The 23109-nt window shown below is 50.1% G+C and carries 21 protein-coding genes and 1 tRNA gene; 15 read left to right on the plus strand and 7 right to left on the minus strand.

From position 1 onward, the window contains the following. The 3 genes from MRJ96_09035 to MRJ96_09045 all read left to right on the plus strand — a co-directional run bounded on the left by MRJ96_09035 (position 1) and on the right by MRJ96_09045 (position 2725). Positions 1 to 1266, plus strand: a complete 1266-nt coding sequence (locus MRJ96_09035; protein ID MDR4501577.1) for an insulinase family protein — start codon at positions 1 to 3, stop codon at positions 1264 to 1266. Between the two features lie 191 nt (positions 1267 to 1457). Beyond that, on the plus strand, positions 1458 to 2012 hold the full coding sequence (locus tag MRJ96_09040) for a hypothetical protein (protein MDR4501578.1): 555 nt from the start codon (positions 1458 to 1460) through the stop codon (positions 2010 to 2012). Between the two features lie 77 nt (positions 2013 to 2089). Then, positions 2090 to 2725 carry a hypothetical protein gene (locus tag MRJ96_09045; GenBank protein ID MDR4501579.1) on the plus strand — a complete coding sequence of 212 codons (636 nt, stop codon included), beginning with the start codon at positions 2090 to 2092 and terminating at the stop codon, positions 2723 to 2725. Between the two features lie 60 nt (positions 2726 to 2785). Here the strand turns inward: MRJ96_09045 and mutS are convergent, their stop codons facing one another. The 4 genes from mutS to MRJ96_09065 form a co-directional block, all read right to left on the minus strand. Next, the gene (gene mutS / locus MRJ96_09050; protein MDR4501580.1) at positions 2786 to 5422 is read right to left on the minus strand and encodes a DNA mismatch repair protein MutS; all 2637 of its coding nucleotides are present in this window, start codon (positions 5420 to 5422) and stop codon (positions 2786 to 2788) included. 21 nt (positions 5423 to 5443) lie between these two features. Beyond that, positions 5444 to 5953, minus strand: a complete 510-nt coding sequence (tsaE, locus tag MRJ96_09055; GenBank protein MDR4501581.1) for a tRNA (adenosine(37)-N6)-threonylcarbamoyltransferase complex ATPase subunit type 1 TsaE — start codon at positions 5951 to 5953, stop codon at positions 5444 to 5446. Between the two features lie 21 nt (positions 5954 to 5974). After that, on the minus strand, positions 5975 to 7576 hold the full coding sequence (locus MRJ96_09060) for an NAD(P)H-hydrate dehydratase (GenBank protein MDR4501582.1): 1602 nt from the start codon (positions 7574 to 7576) through the stop codon (positions 5975 to 5977). Positions 7577 to 7640: 64 nt separating this feature from the next. Beyond that, positions 7641 to 8354, minus strand: a complete 714-nt coding sequence (locus MRJ96_09065; protein MDR4501583.1) for a pyridoxine 5'-phosphate synthase — start codon at positions 8352 to 8354, stop codon at positions 7641 to 7643. 381 nt (positions 8355 to 8735) lie between these two features. Between MRJ96_09065 and MRJ96_09070 the strand changes: the two genes are divergently transcribed. The 9 genes from MRJ96_09070 to MRJ96_09110 all read left to right on the plus strand — a co-directional run bounded on the left by MRJ96_09070 (position 8736) and on the right by MRJ96_09110 (position 17410). Further along, positions 8736 to 9920: an aminotransferase class I/II-fold pyridoxal phosphate-dependent enzyme gene (locus MRJ96_09070; protein ID MDR4501584.1), complete on the plus strand. Its 1185-nt coding sequence runs from the start codon at positions 8736 to 8738 to the stop codon at positions 9918 to 9920. Further along, on the plus strand, positions 9920 to 11233 hold the full coding sequence (locus MRJ96_09075) for a homoserine dehydrogenase (protein MDR4501585.1): 1314 nt from the start codon (positions 9920 to 9922) through the stop codon (positions 11231 to 11233). The genes MRJ96_09070 and MRJ96_09075 overlap by 1 nt, the downstream gene beginning before the upstream one ends. Before the next feature lie 30 nt (positions 11234 to 11263). Then, entirely contained in the window at positions 11264 to 12319 is a 1056-nt protein-coding gene (thrC, locus tag MRJ96_09080) for a threonine synthase (protein MDR4501586.1), read from the plus strand. Between the two features lie 70 nt (positions 12320 to 12389). Continuing rightward, on the plus strand, positions 12390 to 13619 hold the full coding sequence (locus MRJ96_09085) for a hypothetical protein (protein MDR4501587.1): 1230 nt from the start codon (positions 12390 to 12392) through the stop codon (positions 13617 to 13619). Next, on the plus strand, positions 13619 to 14851 hold the full coding sequence (locus MRJ96_09090; GenBank protein MDR4501588.1) for an aspartate kinase: 1233 nt from the start codon (positions 13619 to 13621) through the stop codon (positions 14849 to 14851). The genes MRJ96_09085 and MRJ96_09090 overlap by 1 nt, the downstream gene beginning before the upstream one ends. 39 nt (positions 14852 to 14890) lie before the next feature. Continuing rightward, complete coding sequence (gene cimA / locus MRJ96_09095) at positions 14891 to 16489, plus strand: citramalate synthase (protein MDR4501589.1); 1599 nt, start codon at positions 14891 to 14893, stop codon at positions 16487 to 16489. Between the two features lie 159 nt (positions 16490 to 16648). Next, entirely contained in the window at positions 16649 to 16924 is a 276-nt protein-coding gene (locus MRJ96_09100) for an integration host factor subunit alpha (protein MDR4501590.1), read from the plus strand. Positions 16925 to 16936: 12 nt separating this feature from the next. Beyond that, complete coding sequence (locus MRJ96_09105) at positions 16937 to 17308, plus strand: MerR family transcriptional regulator (GenBank protein ID MDR4501591.1); 372 nt, start codon at positions 16937 to 16939, stop codon at positions 17306 to 17308. A 25-nt stretch (positions 17309 to 17333) separates the two neighbouring features. Next, positions 17334 to 17410: transfer RNA gene (locus MRJ96_09110), tRNA-Pro, on the plus strand. A 41-nt stretch (positions 17411 to 17451) separates the two neighbouring features. Here MRJ96_09110 and MRJ96_09115 read toward each other — a convergent pair. Next, positions 17452 to 17700, minus strand: a complete 249-nt coding sequence (locus MRJ96_09115; GenBank protein ID MDR4501592.1) for a hypothetical protein — start codon at positions 17698 to 17700, stop codon at positions 17452 to 17454. Between the two features lie 168 nt (positions 17701 to 17868). Between MRJ96_09115 and MRJ96_09120 the strand changes: the two genes are divergently transcribed. From MRJ96_09120 to MRJ96_09130, 3 genes are all read left to right on the plus strand, one after another. Then, positions 17869 to 18624 (plus strand): glycosyltransferase family 2 protein, encoded by a 756-nt coding sequence (locus MRJ96_09120; protein MDR4501593.1) that lies wholly within the window; start codon positions 17869 to 17871, stop codon positions 18622 to 18624. Between the two features lie 96 nt (positions 18625 to 18720). Beyond that, the gene (locus MRJ96_09125; GenBank protein MDR4501594.1) at positions 18721 to 19002 is read left to right on the plus strand and encodes a lipid-A-disaccharide synthase N-terminal domain-containing protein; all 282 of its coding nucleotides are present in this window, start codon (positions 18721 to 18723) and stop codon (positions 19000 to 19002) included. Next, positions 18995 to 20713 carry a glycosyltransferase family 39 protein gene (locus tag MRJ96_09130; GenBank protein MDR4501595.1) on the plus strand — a complete coding sequence of 573 codons (1719 nt, stop codon included), beginning with the start codon at positions 18995 to 18997 and terminating at the stop codon, positions 20711 to 20713. Before MRJ96_09125 ends, MRJ96_09130 begins: the two co-directional genes overlap by 8 nt. 131 nt (positions 20714 to 20844) lie before the next feature. Here MRJ96_09130 and MRJ96_09135 read toward each other — a convergent pair whose 3' ends face one another. Next, positions 20845 to 21969: a phosphatase PAP2 family protein gene (locus MRJ96_09135; protein ID MDR4501596.1), complete on the minus strand. Its 1125-nt coding sequence runs from the start codon at positions 21967 to 21969 to the stop codon at positions 20845 to 20847. 35 nt (positions 21970 to 22004) lie between these two features. Further along, positions 22005 to 23108, minus strand: a complete 1104-nt coding sequence (locus MRJ96_09140) for a hypothetical protein (protein ID MDR4501597.1) — start codon at positions 23106 to 23108, stop codon at positions 22005 to 22007. Between the last annotated feature and the right edge of the window lies 1 nt (position 23109).

Here is a 23109-nt window from a genome sequence, read left to right on the forward strand (position 1 = left end):
GTGTTTAAAAAAGTTGTTCTCGACAACGGCGTGCGTGTCGTCCTTGAGCGTATGTCTTCCTTGAAGTCTATCGCGATAGGGATCTGGACGAATGTCGGCAGTCGTGATGAGTCGATCAGCGAGTCAGGGTATTCCCATTTCATCGAACATATGATGTTCAAGGGAACCAAGCGGCGATCCGCATCTCAGATTTCCAATGAAATTGACGTGCTTGGTGGGGAAATGAATGCCTTTACGACTCATGAGGCGACAGCCTTTTACGTCAAAGTGCTGGACCAGCATGTTGGACATGCCCTCGACCTGCTAGCCGATCTCTTCCATCAGTCTCGTTTTAGTTCGACGGAAATTCAAAAAGAAAAGCAGGTCATACTCGAAGAAATTCGCATGGTAAAAGACGACCCGGAAGACCTTGTTCACGAACTTCATGCCAAGGACGTGTTGGGGACTCATCCGCTGGGTCGGCCTATTCTCGGTGACCCCGATACGATGACGAAATTGCGACGGAAGGATCTTCTGCGGTACTTGAGGAGCAAGTACCACCCAGAGAAAACCGTCGTCTCAATCGCAGGTAATTTCAAATTGGAGGAATTGTTGGGCCAGGTCAATGAGCATTTTGGCTCATGGGTACACGAAACAGTATCGTCCGCGGGCCAAGAGGTGGACCCTTGGCCTGTCAATCACACACCTGAAACGCGTGTGTATAGAAAAAAACTTGAACAAGTTCATTTGTGCTTGGGGTTGAAGGGATTGCCAGTCGGACATCCAGATCGTTATACCGCCAATGTCTTGAATACCATACTGGGAGGGGGCGTCAGTTCCCGGTTATTTCAGCAATTACGTGAGAAACGGGGGCTGGCGTACACGATTTACTCTCACCTCTCGAGCTTTTCAGACGGTGGATTATTGACGATCTATGCGGCTACACGATCCGACGCCACAGAACAGGTCATTTCTTTAATCGGTAAAGAAATCAAAAAGTTATCCCGACGAGGCGTGACGAAAACCGAATTAGAGCGTACGAAAACCCAGCTCACAGGAAATTTGATGCTCGGATTAGAGGGCACATATGGTAGAATGAACAAGCTTGCAAAAAATGAATTGTATCAAGGGCGCTATGTCTCTCTCCAAGAAATGATTCGTGAAATAGAAGATATTTCCTTGGCCGATATTTATGATGTTTCGAAACAACTTCTTGATTTAGAAGGACTTGTCGTAACTGCACTAGGTCCTGTACCTAAAGAACATTCGTTGCATGATGTACAGTAATTTCCTGGGAATGCTCAAAAATAATCCCTTGACAACCCGATCTCGGATAAGTAGCATGGGCCTTCTAGAATTTTAAGCAATGGAGAGATACGAAAGAAGCAGTATTTAGTTTGTGTGGAAAACATGAAGGTTTCAAGAGTTTGTCAGTATCTTTTTTTAAGTCATTCTAACATCAGTTAAGGAGGGAGGAGATGAACAAGTCATCTTTTCGTGTTGGAGTCGTGGCGCTCGTAGCTTTCGGTCTTCTGACATTTGGTATGACCGGTATTTCCCTTGCCCAGTATGGTCCAGCAGCTGACAATCCAAAAGCTAAGGGTGATCCCAATGATGTCACCAAGCAAGGGGATGTTTCCTACAAAGGAGTCGTGGCGAAGAGTTTGAAAGGTCGGCTCTATGGACAATGGGCTGACAATCCTGAAGGAGAAGTCATGTTTGGCATTCAGTATTGGAACACGAGTGAGCCTGCCGAAACGGGAAGCTTTCCTGGGAGAGCGTCCGATGACCGAAATCAAAATGTACCTGATCCTCTTGTCGTGTGCTGCAGCTGGGGGTACACAGGTGGTGAAGAGAATAATAAGTCCTTTGCCGGATGGTATAATCCCCAAACCACGGTTCGCTTAAAAGTTAAAGATAAATCTTTGATGGACCAGATGATTAAAGCGTCACAAGAATACGTCGCCATGGAAGTACAACTCAGTGATGGGAATACAGTCACTGGATTTAAGGTTATGTCGGACGACGAATAGTTCTTCTATCACTTAATCTGAGACACATGTTTCGAAACAACTACTTTTATGAAATTCTTAAGAGGAGGGAAGGCATTATGAAAGGTCGTAAGACTCGCTGGGCGTTTCTAGCCGCCATGGCCTTGGTCGGTGGAATGGCCTCCAATGCCATGGGAATTGAAGCGTTTCAAGAGCGATTTGAATGGGGTGACCTCAGCAAGCCAACCACGTTGCATGGTCGTGTCGCAGTAGTCGATCCTTATGATAAGGCGGCATGGATAAATGTTGCAGTTTTTGGTGGAAATGCTGAGAGCGGATACTATTGGCAGAAATATTTTCCCGGAAAGAACATTAAGGTGTATGCCAAAGATGATGCTATCTGGGAGAAATTGCAAACTCTCGGTAAGGATTCTCACAGCCAAGCTGTGATGACCGGAACCAAGCCCTCGAAGTATACATTAGTCGAATTTACGGTTGAAGAGCCTGAGCAGAACCATCGTGTGGTCTCAGATATCAAAGTCATTGATGATGTTGCGGGTACGCCGTCACAACCGCGTAGCATTCACAGCCTTAGAAAAACTCCGGTGCTGAAAGCCATTGCCGGTGGAAGCTGGCCGCAAAACCGTAAAATGCAATATGACGTTCTCGTGCCGGGCGGACCAGCCATTGCTGGGATTACGCCGTATTCGGATCAGGGTGTTGGAGAAGTCAGAGTTCCTGATCAGGGTAAATAAAAAGCAGAGACAAGTACAAGTAGAGAAAAAGGGATAGCCTTCAACGGCTATCCCTTTTTTTTATGGTTTTTCTTGGGTCTCAAGCCGACGTTTGATGTCGGCTAATCGATTAAGAGCTTCAAGCGGGGTCATGCCGAATAAATCCATTTGCTTCACTTCTTCGAGAATAACGTGGGATGGAGGAGAATCTGGTATGAGCGTTTGTTCTTCTGTCGTTACCGATGGCGTGGCTGATGATTCTGTCTCAAGTTGAAAAAGGATACTTATTGCTCTTTGTATAATAGTATCTGGAAGGCCTGCCAACTTTGCTACATGGATTCCGTAACTTCTGTCAGCCTTTCCTCTGATAATTTTTCGTAAAAATAAGACCTCTTGATCTTTTTCTTTAATTGAAACCGTGTAATTTTTAAGACCTTCTCGAGCTTCCTCCAATTGCGTCATTTCATGATAATGAGTGGCGAATAACGTTCTTGCTCCCAGACGACGACGATCCAATATGTATTCGGCTATGGCCCAGGCAAGGCTTAATCCATCATACGTACTCGTGCCCCTGCCGACTTCATCGAGTAAGATCAGGCTGCGAGGAGTTGCTGACGAAAGAATTCGAGAAGTTTCAGCCATTTCCACCATAAAGGTGCTTTGCCCGGATGCCAAATCATCAGCTGCTCCGATCCGTGTGAATACTCTATCGACGAGTCCGATTTTGGCGGACGTTGCGGGTACAAAACTTCCCATCTGAGCCATCATGACGATGAGGGCGACCTGCCGCAGGTAGGTACTTTTTCCTGCCATGTTGGGACCAGTGATGAGAAGGAGCCGGTTCTGATCAAGGTCCATCTGAGTGTCATTGGGAATAAATCTGTCAGGTCGAGCGTGTTCAATGACTGGATGTCGACCTTCATTGATCTCAATCGTTCCACCCTCATTGATATTCGGTCTGACATAGCGGTTCAACGCTGCACATTCGGCTAATCCAGCGAAGACATCAAGCTGTGCGATCGTCTGCGCCATATGCTGTATACGCTTGTTCTCTCCAGCAATATGACGCTTAAGCTCCTCAAACAGTGATGATTCCAGACTTCTGATTTTCTGGTCGGCTCCGGTGATACGGTCTTCGAGATGCGTGAGTTCTTCCGTGGTAAAGCGCTCGGCATTGACGAGTGTTTGTTTACGTGCGTAGTCCTGTGGAATCTTGGCCAAATGTGTTTTTGTGACTTCGATATAGTATCCGAAGACACGGTTATACTTGACCTTCAGTGACTCAATCCCTGTCCTATTTTTTTCACGCGTCTCAAGTTCGGCAATCCACCGAAGACCGTCTTTGGAAACTTTTCTAAGCTCGTCCAATTCTTGATTATAGCCATCTCGGATAACACCCTCGCAGTTGGATGATGGCGTGACTTCGGTGTCCATGGTCTGATGAATGAGTGTTTTGATGTCTTCTAACGTATCCCATTTCGCTTGAAGGGCGGCAGCTAACGAACTGTGCATCGAGTTCATGAGTTCGTGAAGCATGGGTAGAACTTCCAGCGATCGGTGAAGCCCTAACACATCGCGAGGGCTGGCCACTCCAAGCGTAATCCGGCTATTGAGCCTTTCGAAGTCCTGAATGTGACGCAAGGTTTGCCGAATATCACCTCGAAGGCGCAGATGAGTCACGAATTCCTGGACGATCTCCAGCCGTGCGTGAATGTCCGTCAGATCAACTAGTGGACGTAAGATCCATTGCTTGAGGAGTCGTCCGCCCATAGCAGTAATGGTGGCATTGAGGGTTTTATACAAAGTGGGGCCGTCTTGTTTTCCGGTGAAAGAGTGGACGAGTTCCAGGTTTCTGATCGTGACGGTATCCAAGGTCATCTCGTGCTGTGAAGATCGAAGCCGAGGCTTTTGGATGTGGTCATGGCTGATATTCGGTTGAGTGGTTTGAATGTACCGGAGCAATCCTCCGGCCGCCTCGATACCTCTGGTCAGCGTGGAAATGCCAAGGTCTGTGGTGCTCTTGACATGAAAATGGTTCGAGAGCAGATGCTGATTGTCATGGAGATCGAAGGAGTTGTCTTTTTGAGGGACCAGCCTGCAGTCCGGAAAGTGTTTCAGAATCTTCTGCAACTCTGACGAATCGGATGATGGATGAATGAGCTCCCGAGGTTCGAGGCGGCCCAATTCGTCGATCAACGATTCATGTTGATCCGAGGGCGGAAACTCGATGATCCAAAACTCTCCCGTTGACATTTCAAGTGTTGCCAGGCCCCAGGCCATTTCGTGATTTGAATGGGAGGATGCATGCGAAGGCGAGCCGGAGATCGCCGCGAGGAAATTCGACTCGTTTGAGGGGAGAAGCTCACTGTCAAACAAGGTTCCTGGCGTGTAGAGTCGAACGACTTCCCGGCGGACAAGACCTTTCGCTGTCTTGGGATCTTCGACTTGCTCGCAGAGTGCGACGGTTCTTCCCGCTTTCAGGAGTTTGGCGATATACCCGGTAGCCGCATGATAAGGGACTCCGCACAAAGGGATCGGAATGTCCTTGTTTTTCCCGCGAGAGGTCAGGACGATATCCAAGAGTTGTGAGGCTTCTTCCGCATCCTCACAAAACATTTCATAAAAATCCCCGACACGGAAGAACAAGATGGCTTCTTGATTCTTGGCCTTGATCTCTCGATATTGCCGCATTAATGGCGTGTGGTCTGCTTCACTCATCTTCAGGCATCATCCTCATGGTTACCAGTTCGAAGTCCATTGTTCGAGAGCTTTGCGAGCAAGATCGCGACTTCGCAGACCTGTGGCTCTTATCGTAGCCTTTCGTTCTGTCGGCTGTCGGTGTTCGAGTTCGATTTCAAGGTAATCAGGCGGGAGGGTGTCTCCCATCCGCTCTGCCCATTCAATCAGAGTCAGCGAGGAAGGAGAGAAGTATTCATGTAACCCAATTTGTGCGAGCTCCTGGGGGGTATCGATTCGATAAAGGTCTGCATGGATAACCCTCAGTCGACCTTCGTATTCATGAATGAGCGTGAAGGTGGGACTCGTCACAAGGGTGGAGTCAATGCCGACGGCGGCTGCCAGGCTTCTAACCATGACGGTTTTTCCTGCACCCAGGTCTCCTCGTAAAGCAATGATCTCTCCTCCGGTACAGTGAGATCCTACCGCATGCCCAAATTGTTCGGTAGCTGTGACCGACGCCAGGGTTATGGTCCATTCATCTCCCGTCTGTTCATGGGCAAGTGTCGACATATTGATGATTGGCAATAGACGCTATTCTTGAGAAACAATACTCTGAATCGCGTGCGGAAGATGTTCAACGAGGTCAGTCGCTATCAAGCCTGCTTCCCCGACCATTTTGGCTGCCAGATCTCCGGCTAATCCATGTAGGCAAACGCCGGTACAGGCTGCTTCCCAGGGCATCAGGCCTTGGGCCAAAAAGCTCACGATCACTCCGGTCAAGACATCCCCCATTCCTGCACTTGCCATTCCGGGGTTTCCAGTATCACAAATGGCGATGTCTCCGTCAGGATTGGCGATGATGGTTCGAGCGCCTTTTAATACGAGAATGACTCCATGTTTCTTGGCGAATTTTCTGGCAATGCCAAGGCGGTTTTGGTTGATCACTTTTGCCGAAGAATGACCGACAAGCCTGGCCATTTCTCCCGGGTGTGGGGTAAGAATGGTCGCGCCTTTACGTGCGGAAAGCACCGACAGGTCTTTCGCAAGAATATTCAAGGCATCCGCATCGACCACACAGGGCTGTGACAGTTGTGGAAGCAATGTTCTGATCATTTCTCCGGTCTCAACATCCGTCCCGATCCCTGGTCCCACGGCCATCGCTGTGAGGTTTTTTGAAAAATCGAGTAGAGGCAGGAGGGCATTGAGACCCAATGTGTGCGTTGATGTTTCCGGCATTGCCTGGGTCATGGGTTCGAAGAGTTTCGCATCCAACCCTGGCTGTGCCGATTGAGGTGTCGCGACGGTGACCAACCCGGCTCCAACGCGCAATGCGGCTCGAGCCGCTAAGGCAGCCGATCCAGTTTTACCCGGTGAGCCTGCGATCATCCCGGCATGGCCAAACGTACCTTTATGAGAATCCTTTTCTCTGATGGGGAGCCAAGGCGAGATTGCGGCAGGAGTCAACAGGAAACACGAGGTATCTAATTCTTGGACATACTGTCGGGGAATCCCAATATCAACCGTGGTGATCTGGCCGGCATAGTTGATCGCATTGCCTAAGTAAAGGCCGATTTTAGGGCAACCAAATGTCACGGTAACCTGCGCTTTTGTGGCGATGGCCATAATTTCACCGGTGTCGCTATTGATGCCGGACGGAAGATCAACGGCAAGGCAAGGTACAGAAACATCATTCATGTATTCAATGGCAGAATAGTACGGCTCTCTGACGGCGGAAGACAATCCTGTTCCAAGTAGGGCATCAACAATGAGGGAAGCCTTTTGGATGGATGTACGAAGAGCTTCGTCTGAAGGTTGGATTTTGATGAGAGAAGGAGCAAGCTTACGAAGCCGGCGGTACATGCTTTGAGCATCCTTCGTGAGCGTGTGAGGTTTGTCCAACAGTACCACCACGACTCGAGCTCGCTTTTGTTTAAGGAGACGAGCGATGACGAGGCCATCTCCTCCATTGTTGCCTTTACCACAGAGGATAGTGATGGGGATGTTTCCTGGTGAACCAAAGATGTGTTCCAGCACCTGAACAACGCCATGTCCGGCCCGTTCCATGAGTATTGTTCCTCTGACCTTGGCCTCATCGATCGTGCGTTGATCGAGTGATTGCATTTGGGCGGCAGTGACGAGTGGAAAACGAACCAGGTGATCCCGACTGTCTCTATGGCTTTTGTAATAAGTCATGGGTACGGCGACCAGTATTGAGTGGACTGTGGGTATGGGGGTGGATGACTCTGTTCTTGTTCAATCAGGCGACGAGAGCTTTCATCTCTCGGACCGCTTGTTGGAGGCCGACCAATACCGCTCGAGCAATGATGCTGTGGCCGATGTTGAATTCGACGATTTCCTGGATTTCGGTGAGTCGTTGAACATTGTGGTAGTTTAAGCCGTGTCCGGCATTCACCCCTAGCCCCAGTTTATGCGCCAGTTTTGCCGATTGTTCGAGCGCTTTGAATTCAGCCTGTCGTTCATCTGGATTTCGGGTGTTTGCATATCGTCCAGTGTGCAGTTCAATGGCGTCAGCATGAACCTTGTGGGCAGCCCTGATTTGCTGTTGGTCGGGATCGATAAACAGACTGACGGGAATACCGCCATCATGCAGAAGTTGGACCATGTCGTGTATGCGATCTTTCCGTTCTACAACGGCTAGTCCTCCTTCGGTCGTCAATTCCTGGCGGCGTTCGGGAACGAGTGTGACCATGTCAGGTTTAATATTGAGAGCAATTTTCGCTACGGCTTCGTCTGCGGCCATCTCTAGATTGAGTTGAGTCTGGACGATTTCCTTTAAAAGGGTCAGGTCACGATCTTGGATATGGCGTCGATCTTCTCGCAAGTGGACGACAATGCCGTCACCGCCAGACAACTCGACCAATGTGGCCGCCATGATGGGGTCTGGTTCATGACCGCCTCGTGCCTGGCGAAGGGTGGCTATATGGTCAACATTGACGCCTAATCTTGCCATTGCATGCCTCGTGTTTACGGGAATAGTAGGCCAGACTCTTGGTCTTGGTAGAAAGGAGTGGCATTATGTCAGAAGTGAAATTATGCCCGCAAGAAAGTAAGTTTGATTGAGATTGTGGATCTGTTGCCTTTCATTTTGAAGCGGCGTTCAGGGGAAATCAAATTGACTGCCTGAGATGGCTGATTTAGAATAGAAAGCTGTCGAAGAAGTCAGGTTTTGTACTCTCTCGCCAGATGCGTGTCGTGAATTGTCATGAAGGAAAACGTTCGAGGCTTGGTGTCTTGATGACCAGCAATCAGGATGACTGGAAGCCCCGACATGATGATCATGTTTCCGACTCTTGAAAGACGACACTAGCCTGCGAATTTCTCACTGGATGTCATGACACCTTTTTATCGCATCGAGCGTTTACCACACTATGTGTTTGCCCAGGTTCAGTCGCTGAAACTCGAGGCGCGTCAGCGTGGCGAGGATATCATTGATCTGGGGATGGGGAATCCTGATCAGGCGACTCCTCCACATATTGTCGATAAATTAACTGAGGCGACCAGGAATGGGAGAAATCACCGGTATTCGGCCTCCCGAGGCATCACCAAACTTCGCCATGCGATTTGCGGATGGTATAAGCGGAAATATGATGTTGACTTAGATCCGGAACGTGAGGCCATCGTTACTCTGGGGGTCAAGGAAGGGCTGGCGCATCTAGCGTTGGCGATGGTTGGTCCGGGGGATGTTGTCCTGACGCCCACTCCAACGTATCCCATTCATATGTATAGCGTCATCATTGCCGGAGGGGAAGTGCGCGGAGTTGAACTCAATCCCGCAGAAGACTTCTTCGAGAACTTGACCAGAGCATACCGGCAAACTCAACCACGGCCGAAGATTCTGATGATGAGTTTTCCGCATAATCCAACGACCAGTGTCGTCGATGTGGAATTTTTCAAGAAAATTGTCGCGTTCGCCTTAGAGAATGACGTGTGGCTTATCCATGATTTAGCCTATGCCGACCTTGTCTTTGATGGGTATCGTGCTCCAAGTCTTCTTGAGGTGCCTGAGGCGAAACGGGTCGGTGTCGAATTTTATTCACTCTCGAAAAGCTACAATATGCCGGGTTGGCGGGTGGGGTTTTGTGTGGGGAATCCCGAGATGGTTGGCGCCTTGACCAAGATTAAGAGCTACTTGGATTACGGCATGTTCCAACCGATTCAAATCGCGAGCATCATCGCCTTGAATGGCCCTCAACACTGTGTCGAGGAGATTGTTGACCGGTACAAGCGGCGACGCAACGCATTGGTCGACGGTCTCAACCGAATCGGATGGCAGGTGGATTATCCACGTGCGACTATGTTCGTGTGGGCTCGGATTCCACCAGCATTTCGAGGAATGGGGTCATTAGAGTTTTCTAAATTATTATTGCGTGAGGCAAAAGTCGCGGCATCGCCGGGAATCGGGTTTGGTGATGGAGGTGATGAACACGTCCGATTTGCGCTGGTGGAGAACGAACACCGTATCTATCAAGCCGTACGCGGAATGAAACATGCTTTGAAATTGGGGAATGGAAGCTGATGAAACCCAGGATTACTGTCGGGCTTATCGGGTTGGGGACTGTTGGATGTGGCGTGGCCAAGGTCCTTCTTGGGAATTCGGAAGTCATCACAAGGCGCGTGGGTGTGCCGATTGATCTGGTGCGGATTGTCGACCTTGATATCACGACAGATCGCGGAATCGCTTTGCCTGATGGAATATTGACGACGGACGCAGAATCGGTGATCCAGGACCCGGACGTCGATATTGTCGTGGAGTTAATCGGAGGCTACGATCCCGCTAAACGGTTTATTCTCCAGGCTATCGCGCAGGGCAAATCGGTCGTCACGGCCAATAAAGCGTTATTGGCCGTACATGGGGAAGAGATCTTTCACGCGGCGACATCAGCTGGTGTTGATCTCGGATTTGAGGCGAGTGTTGGGGGAGGCATCCCGATCATCAAATCGTTGACGGAAGGGTTGGTGGCAAATTCTATTTCCTCGATGTTTGGGATCATGAATGGAACATCGAATTATATTCTGACCAAAATGACTGAAGAAGGAAAGAGTTTTGACGAGGTGCTTCACCATGCGAGAGAGGAAGGGTACGCCGAAGCCGATCCCACCTTTGATGTCGAGGGGGTGGACGCAGCGCATAAACTGGCTATTCTCGTCAATTTGGCGTTTGGCACTCCCGTCAATATCAAAGAGATTCATACTGAAGGCATTTCGAAGTTGTCGACCATGGACATCGAAGTCGCTTTGGAGTTTGGTTATACGATTAAACTGTTGAGTATCGCTAAGTATCAGGGAGGAGAAATTGAAGCGCGCGTACATCCGACTCTCGTCCCCTCTTCGTCGCCGATCGCTCAAGTTGGGGGAGTCTATAACGCGATTCATCTAGTGGGTGATGCGGTCGGTGATGTGGTGTTATACGGACAGGGGGCGGGTTCTCTCGCCACGGCTAGTGCCGTTGTGAGTGATATCGTGGACGTAGCGAGGAATCGCTTGAAGCACGTGTCTGGACGTGTTCCTATCGCATCCTATCAATGGGCGAAGAGGATGCCCATCCGGATTCGGCCGATTCATGAGATTTCGAGCATGTACTATTTGCGGTGCATGGTTTTAGATGAACCTGGCGTCTTATCGAAAATTTCCGGAGCATTGGGCGAGCAACATATCAGCATTTCTTCAGTGCTGCAAAAGGGCCGGAGGCAGGGACAGACGGTGCCTTTGGTCATTATGACACATCGTTCTTCTGAACGAGCCATGCAGACGGCATTGGAGGCTATTAACCGTATGCCGTTTGTTTCTGAGCCAGCTACGCTTTTGCGAATCGAAGCCTCAGAGACGTGAAGCAGATAACAACGTGAGGATGGTGAATGTATGATTCCCTGGCGAGGAATTATTGAAGAATATCGAAAGTTTCTTCCTGTGAGTAAGGAGACTCCGGTTGTCTCACTTCTTGAAGGCAATACCCCTCTGGTGCATGCGACACGGCTGGCCCAACGCATTTGCCCAGGGGTGGATTTGTATTTAAAAATAGAAGGAGCCAATCCCACTGGCTCATTCAAAGACCGCGGGATGACCCTGGCCGTTTCCAAAACGCTGGAAAAAAAGGCAAGAGCTGTGATGTGTGCCTCGACAGGGAACACATCCGCTGCTGCCGCTGCGTATGGGGCCAAGGCTGGTATTCCAGTCTATGTGTTAATACCGGCCGGGAACATTGCGCTCGGTAAGCTGACTCAGGCGGTCATGCATGGAGCCACAGTTATTCAAATTGAGGGAAACTTTGATCAGGCGCTCACTATCGTCAAGGAGCTCTGTCGAGATGACGAGTTTGAGCTGGTGAACTCGATTAATCCGTTTCGGTTAGAAGGTCAAAAAACGGCGGCGATGGAGGTCTGTGATCAATTGGGAATGGCTCCGACGCTTCATGTCCTTCCCGTTGGCAATGCGGGGAATATTTCCGCCTATTGGAAGGGGTATCAGGAATATTATTCAGCTGGCCAGGTCAGGAATGTGCCTCGCATGATAGGCTTTCAGGCCGAAGGGTCTGCTCCCCTCGTTCATGGATACGTGATAGAGCAGCCGAAAACCGTCGCATCGGCCATACGGATCGGTAATCCGGCGAGCTGGCAATTGGCCATGAAAGCCGTGGAAGAATCACATGGTCTCATCAATATGGTCACGGATGAGGAAATCCTCAGCGCCTATCGAATGATTGCTCGAGAGGAAGGGGTGTTTTGTGAGCCAGCCTCAGCCACATCCGTTGCCGGGGTGATCAACATGAATAAGGCGAAGCAACTGAGCGAAGGAATGACGGTTGTCTGCACGTTGACCGGACACGGTCTCAAAGATCCTGACACGGCGATGAATATTTCGCCAAAACCGTTGACAGTTCGGGCCAATCGTGAAGAAGTGGCAGCCGTCTTATCATAAAATGCTCGGATCTTCTCCGATTTATAGTGGTTCACCATTCATGACCGTCATGAGAGAATTGTGATTGACAATGAAAACGATCATTGTCCAGGGTGATGGCCTTTCGACAGTCGCCCTTCCTGAGTTTGAAGGACGTACCCTTCTCCAAATCGCTCGGACTCCAAACCTCGATCAAATGGCTACGCAGGGTGAATTAGGGTACCTGACGTTGCCTTCAGAAGCGTATTCACTTTCGAGTCAAGTCACCCATTTGGCTTTACTGGGGTATGACCCGAGTAGGTATTACTCGGGTCTTGGCCCATTTGAAGCCGCCAGTCTTGAAGTAGTGCTAGAGAAGCAGGATATCGCGTTTCTTTGTCATTTTGTGACGATTGGTTCGCTCAATGGCCGTGAAGAGACCAAGAAATTAGGGTCGTCCCTAACGTTGACGGATTGTACGGCAGGTGGCATAGAGACGGAGGATGCACGAGAATTAATCGCTGAGATTAATGAGCAACTTGGGTCTGAAACCATTCAATTTTACACTGGAGAATGTCATCGACATTTGATGGTATGGATTGGTAGTACCATACGGTGTCGTTGCCATCATCCTCGCACTGCGCAAGGACACCATCTCGGGCCGTATCTACCGACAGGCATGGGGGCGGATGTCATGAAAGAGCTGATGGAAGCTTCACGAGTTCTTTTGCGCCACCATCCCATTAATCAAGAACGGGAAGCAGCGCAGCGCCCTCCTGCGAATTGTCTCTGGCTTTGGGGACCAGGAAAAGCGATCGAATTACCCCAATGGAAAGACCGATGGGCCATACCAAGTATGACGATTTCACCTTCAAGCATTCATCGTGGCATCGCAATCCGCGCGGGCATGGATGTTGTGAGCCCTGTCCTTGAGGGGGAGAGTACAGCCTTGGATGATTTTCGTGTCTATGTCCAGAGATGTCTGGATGAGCTGGAGTCACGAGACCTTGTGTACGTCCATGTGCCAATTCCGTATATGGATCGATCAACGGATGCTCAGGCCTCGATTGATGCCGTGGAACAATTTGATGAGCTCGTGGTGGGTCCACTCATGAAATCTCTGACTGAAACACGTGATTCCCGTCTTTTGGTCGTCGCCAATCGTGCCGATGAGGATGAGTTCGACTCTCCTCGTTCTCCTACACCATACGCCATGGTCACGAACGCCGAGGCGGGTTCCTCTGTCTCGCAATCCATGTTCGATGAAATTCATGCCTTGACCGGAGTGCCACGGGACGCCACGAAAATTGCCTCCCGTGTGTTGGCCTTAGGGGTTTCCTGATGGCGCTCCTGGTTCAGAAATACGGAGGCACGTCGGTGGGAAGCATGGAACGAATCCATGCTGTGGCTGAATTGATCGAACGAACTGCGCGAGAAGGCCATCAACTGGTTGTCGTCCTGTCAGCCATGAGCGGAGAAACTGACCGGCTGTTGAGGATGGCTCGTGAGATCAGTCCCCTCCCGGATGAGCGAGAATTGGATATGTTGCTGTCTTCCGGTGAGCGAGTCACGATTTCGCTTATGGCTATGACGCTCAAAGAACGCGGCGTTCGGGCTCGGTCATTTACAGGCCGGCAGGTTGGTATCGTGACGAACAACTCCCATACAAAGGCTCGTATCTCCAGCATCGCGGCAGATCGTGTGAAAGCAGCGTTAGCCGATGGAACCGTGCCTATCGTCGCCGGATTTCAAGGTATCAATGAGTCTTCCGATGTGACAACATTGGGACGGGGAGGGTCAGATCTGACCGCCGTGGCTCTGGCCGCCGCCTTAAAGGCTGATCGATGCGTGATCTATACTGATGTTGATGGAATTTATACGGCCGACCCCAATGTGGTGCCCAATGCCAGGCGGCTTAGCGTACTTTCTTACGAAGAAATGTTAGAATTAGCCAGTTTAGGCGCAAAAGTCTTGCAGACACGTTCTGTGGAATTTGCGGCTAAGCATCAAGTTTCATTGGAAGTCAAATCAAGTTTTACGGAAGGGCAGGGAACATTAGTGACACGAGAGCATGCAGATATGGAACAAGTTTCCGTTTCAGGGGTGGCTGGAGATCAGAATCAAGCGAAAGTCACCGTGGTCGGAGTGCCCGATAGCCCGGGAATTGCGGCGCAAGTCTTTGGCGCGGTCGCCGAGGCTGGGGTGAATGTCGATATGATCATCCAGAACGTCAGTCAAGACGCCCTCACGGATATCTCCTTTACTGTTCCCCGTGGAGAGCTCGCTCAAACTCTGGGTCTTATCAAAAAGGTCGCTGAGACGATTAATGCTCGTGAAGTGGAAGTGAAGGACGATATCGCCAAGGTATCGCTCGTGGGTGTTGGCATGCGTTCACATTCAGGCATTGCTGCTCGCATGTTTCTAGCACTGTCCCGTGAAGGGATCAATATTATGATGATCAGCACTTCGGAGATTAAAGTGTCATGTGTCGTCGAAGAAAAGTATTTGGAGCTGGCCTTACGTGCCCTGCATAATGAATTTGAATTGGATAAGGCTCCCTCGTTCTCAAAATAAACGGTTTTTCTCGAGTACTTTAGTAGGTCATTAGCCGATATGGATACACGGTCAGATTCCCGCTCGTTAGAGATCTACGATACGACCCTTCGCGATGGCGCGCAGGCTGAAGATGTGAGTTTTTCCGTCGAAGACAAGGTGCATATTGCGTTAAAGCTGGATGAATTGGGCATTCAGTACATTGAGGGTGGGTGGCCAGGCGCCAATCCCAAGGACATTGAATTTTTTCGGGTGATGAAGACTACGCCGTTGGCGCAAGCGACCATCGTGGCGTTTGGTTCGACTCGAAAGGCCGACCATGCTGTACAAACCGACCCGAATCTTCAAGCCTTGTTGTCCGCCGAAACCACGACCGTCACGCTATTCGGCAAGAGTTGGACCTTACATGTCACCGAGGCCTTAGGAACTTCCTTAGAAAAAAATATTGCATTGATCGGCGATTCAATCACCTATCTCTGTGACCAAGGCCGTCGTGTTTTTTACGATGCGGAACATTTTTTTGACGGGTATAAAACAGACGCCGATTATGCGATGAAAACGCTGAAGAAAGCCGAAGAGGCCGGGGCTTCGCGCATCGTGCTCTGTGATACCAATGGCGGGTCGATGCCGTGGGAAATCCAAGAAATATTCAGTGCGGTGAAGAAGGAATGTTCGGTCCCGCTCGGTATTCATGCCCATAATGATGCTGAGTTGGGAGTCGCCAATTCTATCGTCGCGATCAATGCTGGAGCCCGGCAAGTTCAGGGAACGATCAATGGAATTGGCGAGCGGTGCGGGAATGCGAATCTCTGTTCGATCATCGCCAATCTTGAGCTGAAGATGAAGCAGCCGGTATTGGGGGAAGGGCGATTGGCCCACCTTCGACAGGTTTCGATGTACGTATCCGACATCGCCAATCTTTTGCCGAATAAACGTCAACCGTATATCGGAGATACGGCGTTTGCCCATAAAGGCGGCGTTCATATTCACGCGGTCCAAAAAAATCCGGTGACCTATGAACATATCAGTCCTGAAGATGTCGGAAATCATCGGCGTGTTCTCATATCCGACAACAGCGGGAGGAGTGCCGTCCTTGGAAAGATGGAAACCTTGGGGCTTCGCGTACCGAAGGAACATGAGCATGTGCAAACGCTCTTGTCTGCCTTGAAAGATCGTGAATACGAAGGCTATCAATTTGAAGGCGCGGAGGGATCGTTTGAATTAATGGTCAAGAAGGCACTCGGTGAACATACGCCGTTTTTTGACCTCTTGGGTTGTCGTGTGATCATCGAAAAACGGCAGACCAATGAACAACCGGTAGTGTCCGAAGCCACGATCATGGTGAAAGTTGGCGGAGTCGTCGAGCATACAGCGGCGATTGGGGATGGTCCAGTTAACGCCCTCGACAATGCCTTGAGAAAGGCGCTTGAAAAATTTTATCCACAATTGAAAGACGTCAAATTACTGGATTATAAAGTTCGCGTATTGTCTGGAAGCCAAGGGACAGGCTCTCGGGTACGAGTCTTAATTGAATCGGGAGATCATAAAAGCAAGTGGTCGACGGTCGGGGTGTCGGACAATATCATTGAAGCCAGTTGGCAAGCATTGGTAGATAGTATCGAATACAAGCTCTTACAGGAAGAGCGGCCTTCATCATAATTCCAGTCCTCATTGTCAGAACAGAAGATTGAGTTTAAGTTGTTGTTATTCCTTGACATTTTAAGAGATCGCTTGTAATTTTGAGAATCAGTTCTTCAATGAGGTCGTTGAAGCTCGTCAATACTACTATCCACCGATAATCGAGGATTGAGGGGGATTATGAGAAAGGCTGATGTTGCCAACATCATTTGTGAAAAGGTGGGACTTTCCAAGACGGAGGCCATGGATCGAGTTGAAGATGTCCTAAACATTCTCAAAGAGAGTCTCAAAAAGGGAGAGGCGATCAAAATTGCTGGATTTGGGAACTTTATCGTGAGAAGCAAAGGGGAACGCAAGGGACGGAATCCACGAACGGGTGAAGAAATTGCCATCACCCCAAGGCGCGTTGTAACGTTTCGACCCAGCCAATTATTTAAAAAACATGTCAACTCTTAACATGTGAGGCGTGTGAAGACTCCTTCGGTGACGGCGTTCATGAAGGTGGAGACCAAGCAACCAGAGAAGACAAGTTATAAGATTGGTGAGGTCGCGAGCATTACCAAACTCCCGGCTTATGTCTTGCGCTTTTGGGAGTCAGAGTTTAGTTTTCTTCGCCCCCGAAAAAGCCAGGGGCGTCATCGAGTGTATTCGCAAGCCGATATTGAAACGGTGATAGAGATCAAGCGAATGCTGTATGAAGAGGGCTATACCATCGCCGGATTGAAGCGGTACTGGTACCGTCGAAAGCGAACATCGACCAACTCAACTCTCAGTGGCGAACGAGTCAAGAAGGCGAAGACGGAATTGAAGAATATTTTGAAGTTACTCGATGGGCATTAAATAAAGAACGTACACGAATGGACGTCGGGGCGTGGCGCAGCCCGGTAGCGCACTCGCTTGGGGTGCGAGAGGTCGGCCGTTCAAATCGGCTCGCCCCGACCAGTCATCACATTTAGCGTGAAGGCATATTTCCTGATGGCGGGTTACGTTTGGATATCGTCTTCGATCAGTTCTTCGCTTTCCGGCATCCCATAGGCGACAAACTTCGCGTACGATAAATAAATTCCACTACTGTCCTGCATGGCCCGCGTCCCAGCCTTCATCCGCTCTAATTTCGTCTTGTTGGCGTCAGGCGTTGCTTGCAGCGTAGCGACGTATTCATTCAGGACGGTCGTATAGTGTTGCATGGCTTTTTCAACATCTAGATATGCCTGCATGATGTCATCGGTCATGGTGTCGTTTCTCCTTCCAGCCAATGGTTGAAAACCGTCGTCAACCTTACATGAGCATCAAATTTGCGGTCAACTTTTTGGTCATGAAAAAGTGGGAGAAGGTCAGAATCGTTGCCTCGACCTTATTCCCCTTACTTCACCAGTAATGGATCGAATTGCCCTTCCTCTATGACTTTTGACGCTCAACCGTGGATCTCGGTTGTCATTCCGATGAAAGATGAACGGGAGAACATTCTTCCGCTGTCTGATCAGCTGCTTACCTTCTTGAGGAGCCGTGAGGAATCTCAGTGCGCGGCATTTGAGATCGTGTTTGTCGATGACGGGAGTACTGATCACAGTGCCCGTGTGTTCCAAGACCTCATGAAGGAACATGCCGAGGTCCGTGTCGTTTCTTTCGATCGTAATTATGGGCAAACGGCAGCATTCGATGCCGGGTTTCGTCATGCGAAGGGGGCGTTGATCGTCACGTTGGACGGTGATTTACAATATGATCCCGTCGATATCGGCAGGCTGTTGCCATTGGCGAATCACTATGATGTGGTGTGTGGAAGACGTGAACGACGTAACGACGATGTGATTCGGCGTTGGTCATCCCGTCTGGCTAATAGCGTGCGAAATGCGGTCATTCATGATGGCATTCACGATACCGGATGTTCTCTGAAAGTCTTTCATCGTTCAGTCCTTGATCGTATTCCGTTATTTAAGGGGATGCACCGCTTTTTCCCAGCCTTGGCGCAGATGTATGGTTTCACGGTGACGGAAATTCCGGTTCAGCATTTTCCTCGCATTCACGGGCAATCGAAATATGGTGTCGGCAACCGGTTATTTGCCAGTCTCTATGACCTCTTTGCCGTTCGTTGGATGCAGAGTCGAGCCCTGAACTATACGGTCAAACAATCCAGTCGACAGGATGTCTCGGAGTGAGAGAGGACATATGACGACCACACTCTCCTCAATGGCGAATGGCGTCTTGATCATTCCGCATCTATCGTTTAGTCGTGACCTTCAGGGTACTTCATAATGCCATCGACTGAAGTGATATGGGTAACGATTGGTTTTTTCGGACAGAGTTTATTCTTTTGTCGTTGGGTGCTCCAATGGGTTGTCTCGGAACGCAAGAACGAGAGTAGCATTCCCATCCCCTTTTGGTACATGAGTCTTGTGGGGAGTCTGATCGTCTTATGTTACGCCATTTACCGGAAAGATCCTGTGTTTATCGCGGGACAGAGCGTTGGCGCCGTCGTCTATCTCAGAAATCTTGTCCTGATTCATCGGGCTCAGAAGCGAGTGCCGAGTGGCTAACGCATCCTTCTTTCCTTCTTCCGCAGCTCCAGCCAATTCCTCCACGGTACGTGATGTATTCCTCCTGCTGGTCCTGGCGAGCCTTCTGTTATTCGTCAACCTTGGCGGGCTTGGGTTAACGGATCGAGATGAAGGCAGCAATGCCGAAGCTGGTCGTGAAATGTTGGAGACGGGAGATTGGATTTCTCCGACATTAAACTATGAACCCCGCTATGCCAAGCCGGCCTTTGTGTATTGGCTGCTCAGCCTGTCTTACGCCGTGTTTGGCGTCAACGAATTTGCCGCCAGATTCCCATCAGCCGTCTTTGGGGTTGGGCTGATTCTTTTGCAGTATGGTTTTCTGGCCAAAATGATGGGAGCACGGGTCGCTCTCTTCGGCGCACTTATCCTGCTGTTAAACCTTGAGACGATCGGTATCTGTCGTATGGTGCTGACCGACCCGGAGTTGGTGTTTTTTACAACCTTGGCTGGCTATGGTTTTTGGGTAGGCTTGGAAGGGGAGGAGGACACCAGGCGATGGGCCTTTGGCGGCTTTTACGTCGGGATGGCCTGTGCCATGTTAGCGAAAGGTCCGGTGGGAATCATTATTCCTCTTGTAGCCGCCATTCCTTACCTGTTCATAACCAGACAATGGAACGTTTTCTGGAAGAAAGGCTTTCCATTGTTGGGCATGTTGATTGTGTGTGTGATCGCGGCACCCTGGTATGTCGCCATGTTCAGTATTCATGGAACCGATTATCTGGCTGCGGCGCGAGCGAATACAACCGGTCGTTTTGCCAATCCCATGGAAGGTCATGGCGGCACCATTCTCTTCTATATTCCTGTGTTGTTACTCGGATTTTTCCCCTGGAGTGCCTTTCTCCCCGCATCGCTCTATCAAATACTGAGAGACTGTAACGGCTTCAGAGCTAAGACCTGTGTGGCGACTCCTGAGCAAAAGCTTCTCATGTTTTCAGGACTATGGATCGTCGGGATCCTGGTGTTTTTTACGCTCTCAGCGACAAGATTACCCCATTATATTTTCCCGCTCTATCCGTCTGCCGCCATCATCGTCGCCCTGTTTTGGGTGCGGTCTCTCCAGGAGCCTTCTCCGGTAGGCCTGACGGTAAGCAGAAGAGTATTGATCGCGACTGGTTATATTTTTGGCTTGGCCCTGGCTGCGGCTCCAGCGGTCTATAACACGTTCGTGAACAAGATGACGGAGGAGTTTCCGGCCGCGAGCCAGATGGATGTCCAACTCATTCCCGTCATGCTTGGCTTGGTCGTGATTATCGGAACGATGGGCGTCCGGTATTGTCTGGAGGATCAAGCGAAACGCCTGTATGGGTTTGGCGTGGCCGGAGGAATGATGGCCGTGTTCGTGTTGAGCGTCGTCTCGTTTGCCCTGCCCAAATTCAGTCACTTTTTTATCGATCCGCCCCAGGAGTTAGCCAGGATCGCTGCCATGAATCTCTCAAAGGAGGACCGGTTGATTCAGTTTGGACGAAAACGTCCCTCCTTGACGTTCTATGCCCAACGCAAGATTTACCAGATTAATCCGGGAGAGGATGAGAAATTTCAACCTCATGTAAAGACAGCAGGGCGAACAATGATTATCCTGCAGTCTCATCTTCGCGGGAAGTTGCCCGCATCAGTCTCCGACTATCCAGAAGTCCTAAAAAACAACGGGTTTTCTCTTCTCGCCAGCGAATCACTCGTGAAGGAACGATGAATGGGACATGCATGTCATCGTTTCACATAGCTTCTGCACGGTTGAGATGTGAAATTGTGAAGAGTGGATAGATTTCCACCCGCTGGACCGCATGTGCATTCGCTCTCTCGCTCTCACTGCCCTGTCTGTCGTTACAGCAATGGAATCAATCCTCGTGCTGAGTAGATGAGCCCCAACATGAGGAGGAGTCCAATTCCCAACAGTCCTTCCTGTGCCGTGGCTGGTAACGCATGACCGGTGGTCTCTCTAAGAGCAGTATGCTCACTCACCTCATCCTGATGGGCATAGGCAAGCCACCAAGCGACACCTGATAAAGCTGAGAGTACGATAATAAGGAATGACCCAGTACAGAGGGCCAAACCCATGGTCATGAAGAGCGAACTGATCCTGAGTCTGCGGTGACTATCCTGCTCAGTTCTTGATTTCGCAAACCGTTCGCGAAGTCGGACACTATATCCTAAGGCTGCGACGAGTACCCCTGTTCCGGAAATCATCACGTAGAGGACCTCCATGGATGGCTTTTGAACGGCGATCCATAAGAGCCCTGTAGCTGTGATGAAGAATGGAAGTCCTGTCACCAGTGAATCGATACCTGTTGTTCTCCATTGTCGTAATGGCCGTGAAACGATCGTCCCGATCACATAGCCTATGAAGGCTCCCGCGCAAGCGTCCGTAGGAAAGTGAGAGCCTTTAATAATGCGGCTGAAGGCGACGGAGGCTGCTGTCAGATAAAGCATCCATGCGTAGCGAGGAAAATGCCTGGCAAAGACCGCGGCCACAGCAAACGAGGCTGAAGAATGGCCAGAAGGAAAGGCATCTAGCCCGCTTTGAAATGATGGCCCGATTTCCCAGTGATCCTGGTGCGCAAGTCTTGGGCGCGGTCGCCCAACGGTATGTTTGATGATTTGCGTGATGAGTCCGGCAAGGGCATGAGCCAAGAGCGATTGTACGCCCACGAACAGGAGCTTCTGGCGTTTTCCGATATAGCCCGACAACAGCGCCAGGCCTGACAAGATGACTAACGTGGAGCCATGGCCGAGCTGGTTGCCGATGCGTCCGAACGGTTCGAGAAATGGGACAGGCGTAGCGCGAATAAACTGGATGACTGGAAAGTCGATCTGCGACAATGCGCTCAATCCCCCGATGACGATCACTACAGCGAGGGCGCAAACAGGAAGAGCGGCATGAGGAGGAATGGCCGAAGGTGTTGCTGGAGAGTCACATTGAAAGCATGATTGAAGAAATGATGGAATCACTCCTTCTCACCTGGCCAGGGATTGTTCTCGTCTCCTCACGGAACCCAATCGGCCAGAAAAACGTTAAACTCGCGCTGGCCGGTGGCATTGCGGTCAGAGACCCAGACTAATTGTGAGCCATCTGGGGAAAACATCGGAAAACTATTGAAATGGCCCTTTGTCGTGATCTGCTCAAGGGCCTCTCCTGCATCCGTGATGGCATGGAGATGAAACGTCGGGCGGCTTTTGTCCGTTGTTTGTGAGCCAACGTTCGACGAAAAGATAATTCGTGTATTGTCAGGAAAAAAGTACGGAGCAAAATTAGACGCCCCGTTGTGGGTGATGGGATGTTGGTTCGTCCCATCGGCGTTCATGATGAAAATTTCCAGGTTTGAGGGTTCGACGAGATTTTGTGCGAGGAGGTCTTGATACGCTTGTCGAGCTTCAGGGGTTTGAGGGTGGCTGGCGCGATAGACGATGCGTGTATTATCCGGTGAAAAGAATGCGCCTCCATCGTACCCGATCTCATGGGTGAGTTGTGTGACCTTGGTTCCGTCAATATTCATGCGATAAATATCCAGATCTCCGTTTCGCATCGAGGTGAAAACAATGGTTTTGCCGTCTCGGGACACGGTCGCCTCTGCATCATACCCCGGAGTTGAGGTCAATCGTTGAAGGTCTCTTCCGCTGATATGGGCCGAAAAAATATCATAGTCATCCAAAGCCCATCGATATTGCTTCGTCCGCTTGGGAGCAGGGGGGCAGTTGGGATTTCGCATATGTGTCGACGAAAACAGGATTCGGCGGTCTCCTGGAAAAAAGTAGCCGCAGGTTGTCGCCCCAAACCCGGTGCTCACTAGTCGCTTGTTGGTCCCATCTAAATCCATGGTGTAGATCTGATAACAATCCCGTGGCGTCTTGTCTTGAAGGCCCAAGGTCGATTGGTATACCAACGTGAGGCCATCGAATGAAAAATAGGCTTCGGCATTCCGTCCCCCTGATGTCAGTTGACGGATGTTCTTGAGGTGAGGCTCAGCCGTCACGGGCCGTACGTCTTGTGTTTCCGCATGAGCAATCATGGGGGCAATTAATGCACTCAGTAATAGTCCCATGGTCAGATTGAATGCATGAGGTCGTGGGAGGTTCTGAAAAATACTCAAT

The organism is Nitrospirales bacterium, from assembly GCA_031315865.1.
Lineage (GTDB): Bacteria > Nitrospirota > Nitrospiria > Nitrospirales > UBA8639 > JAGQKC01.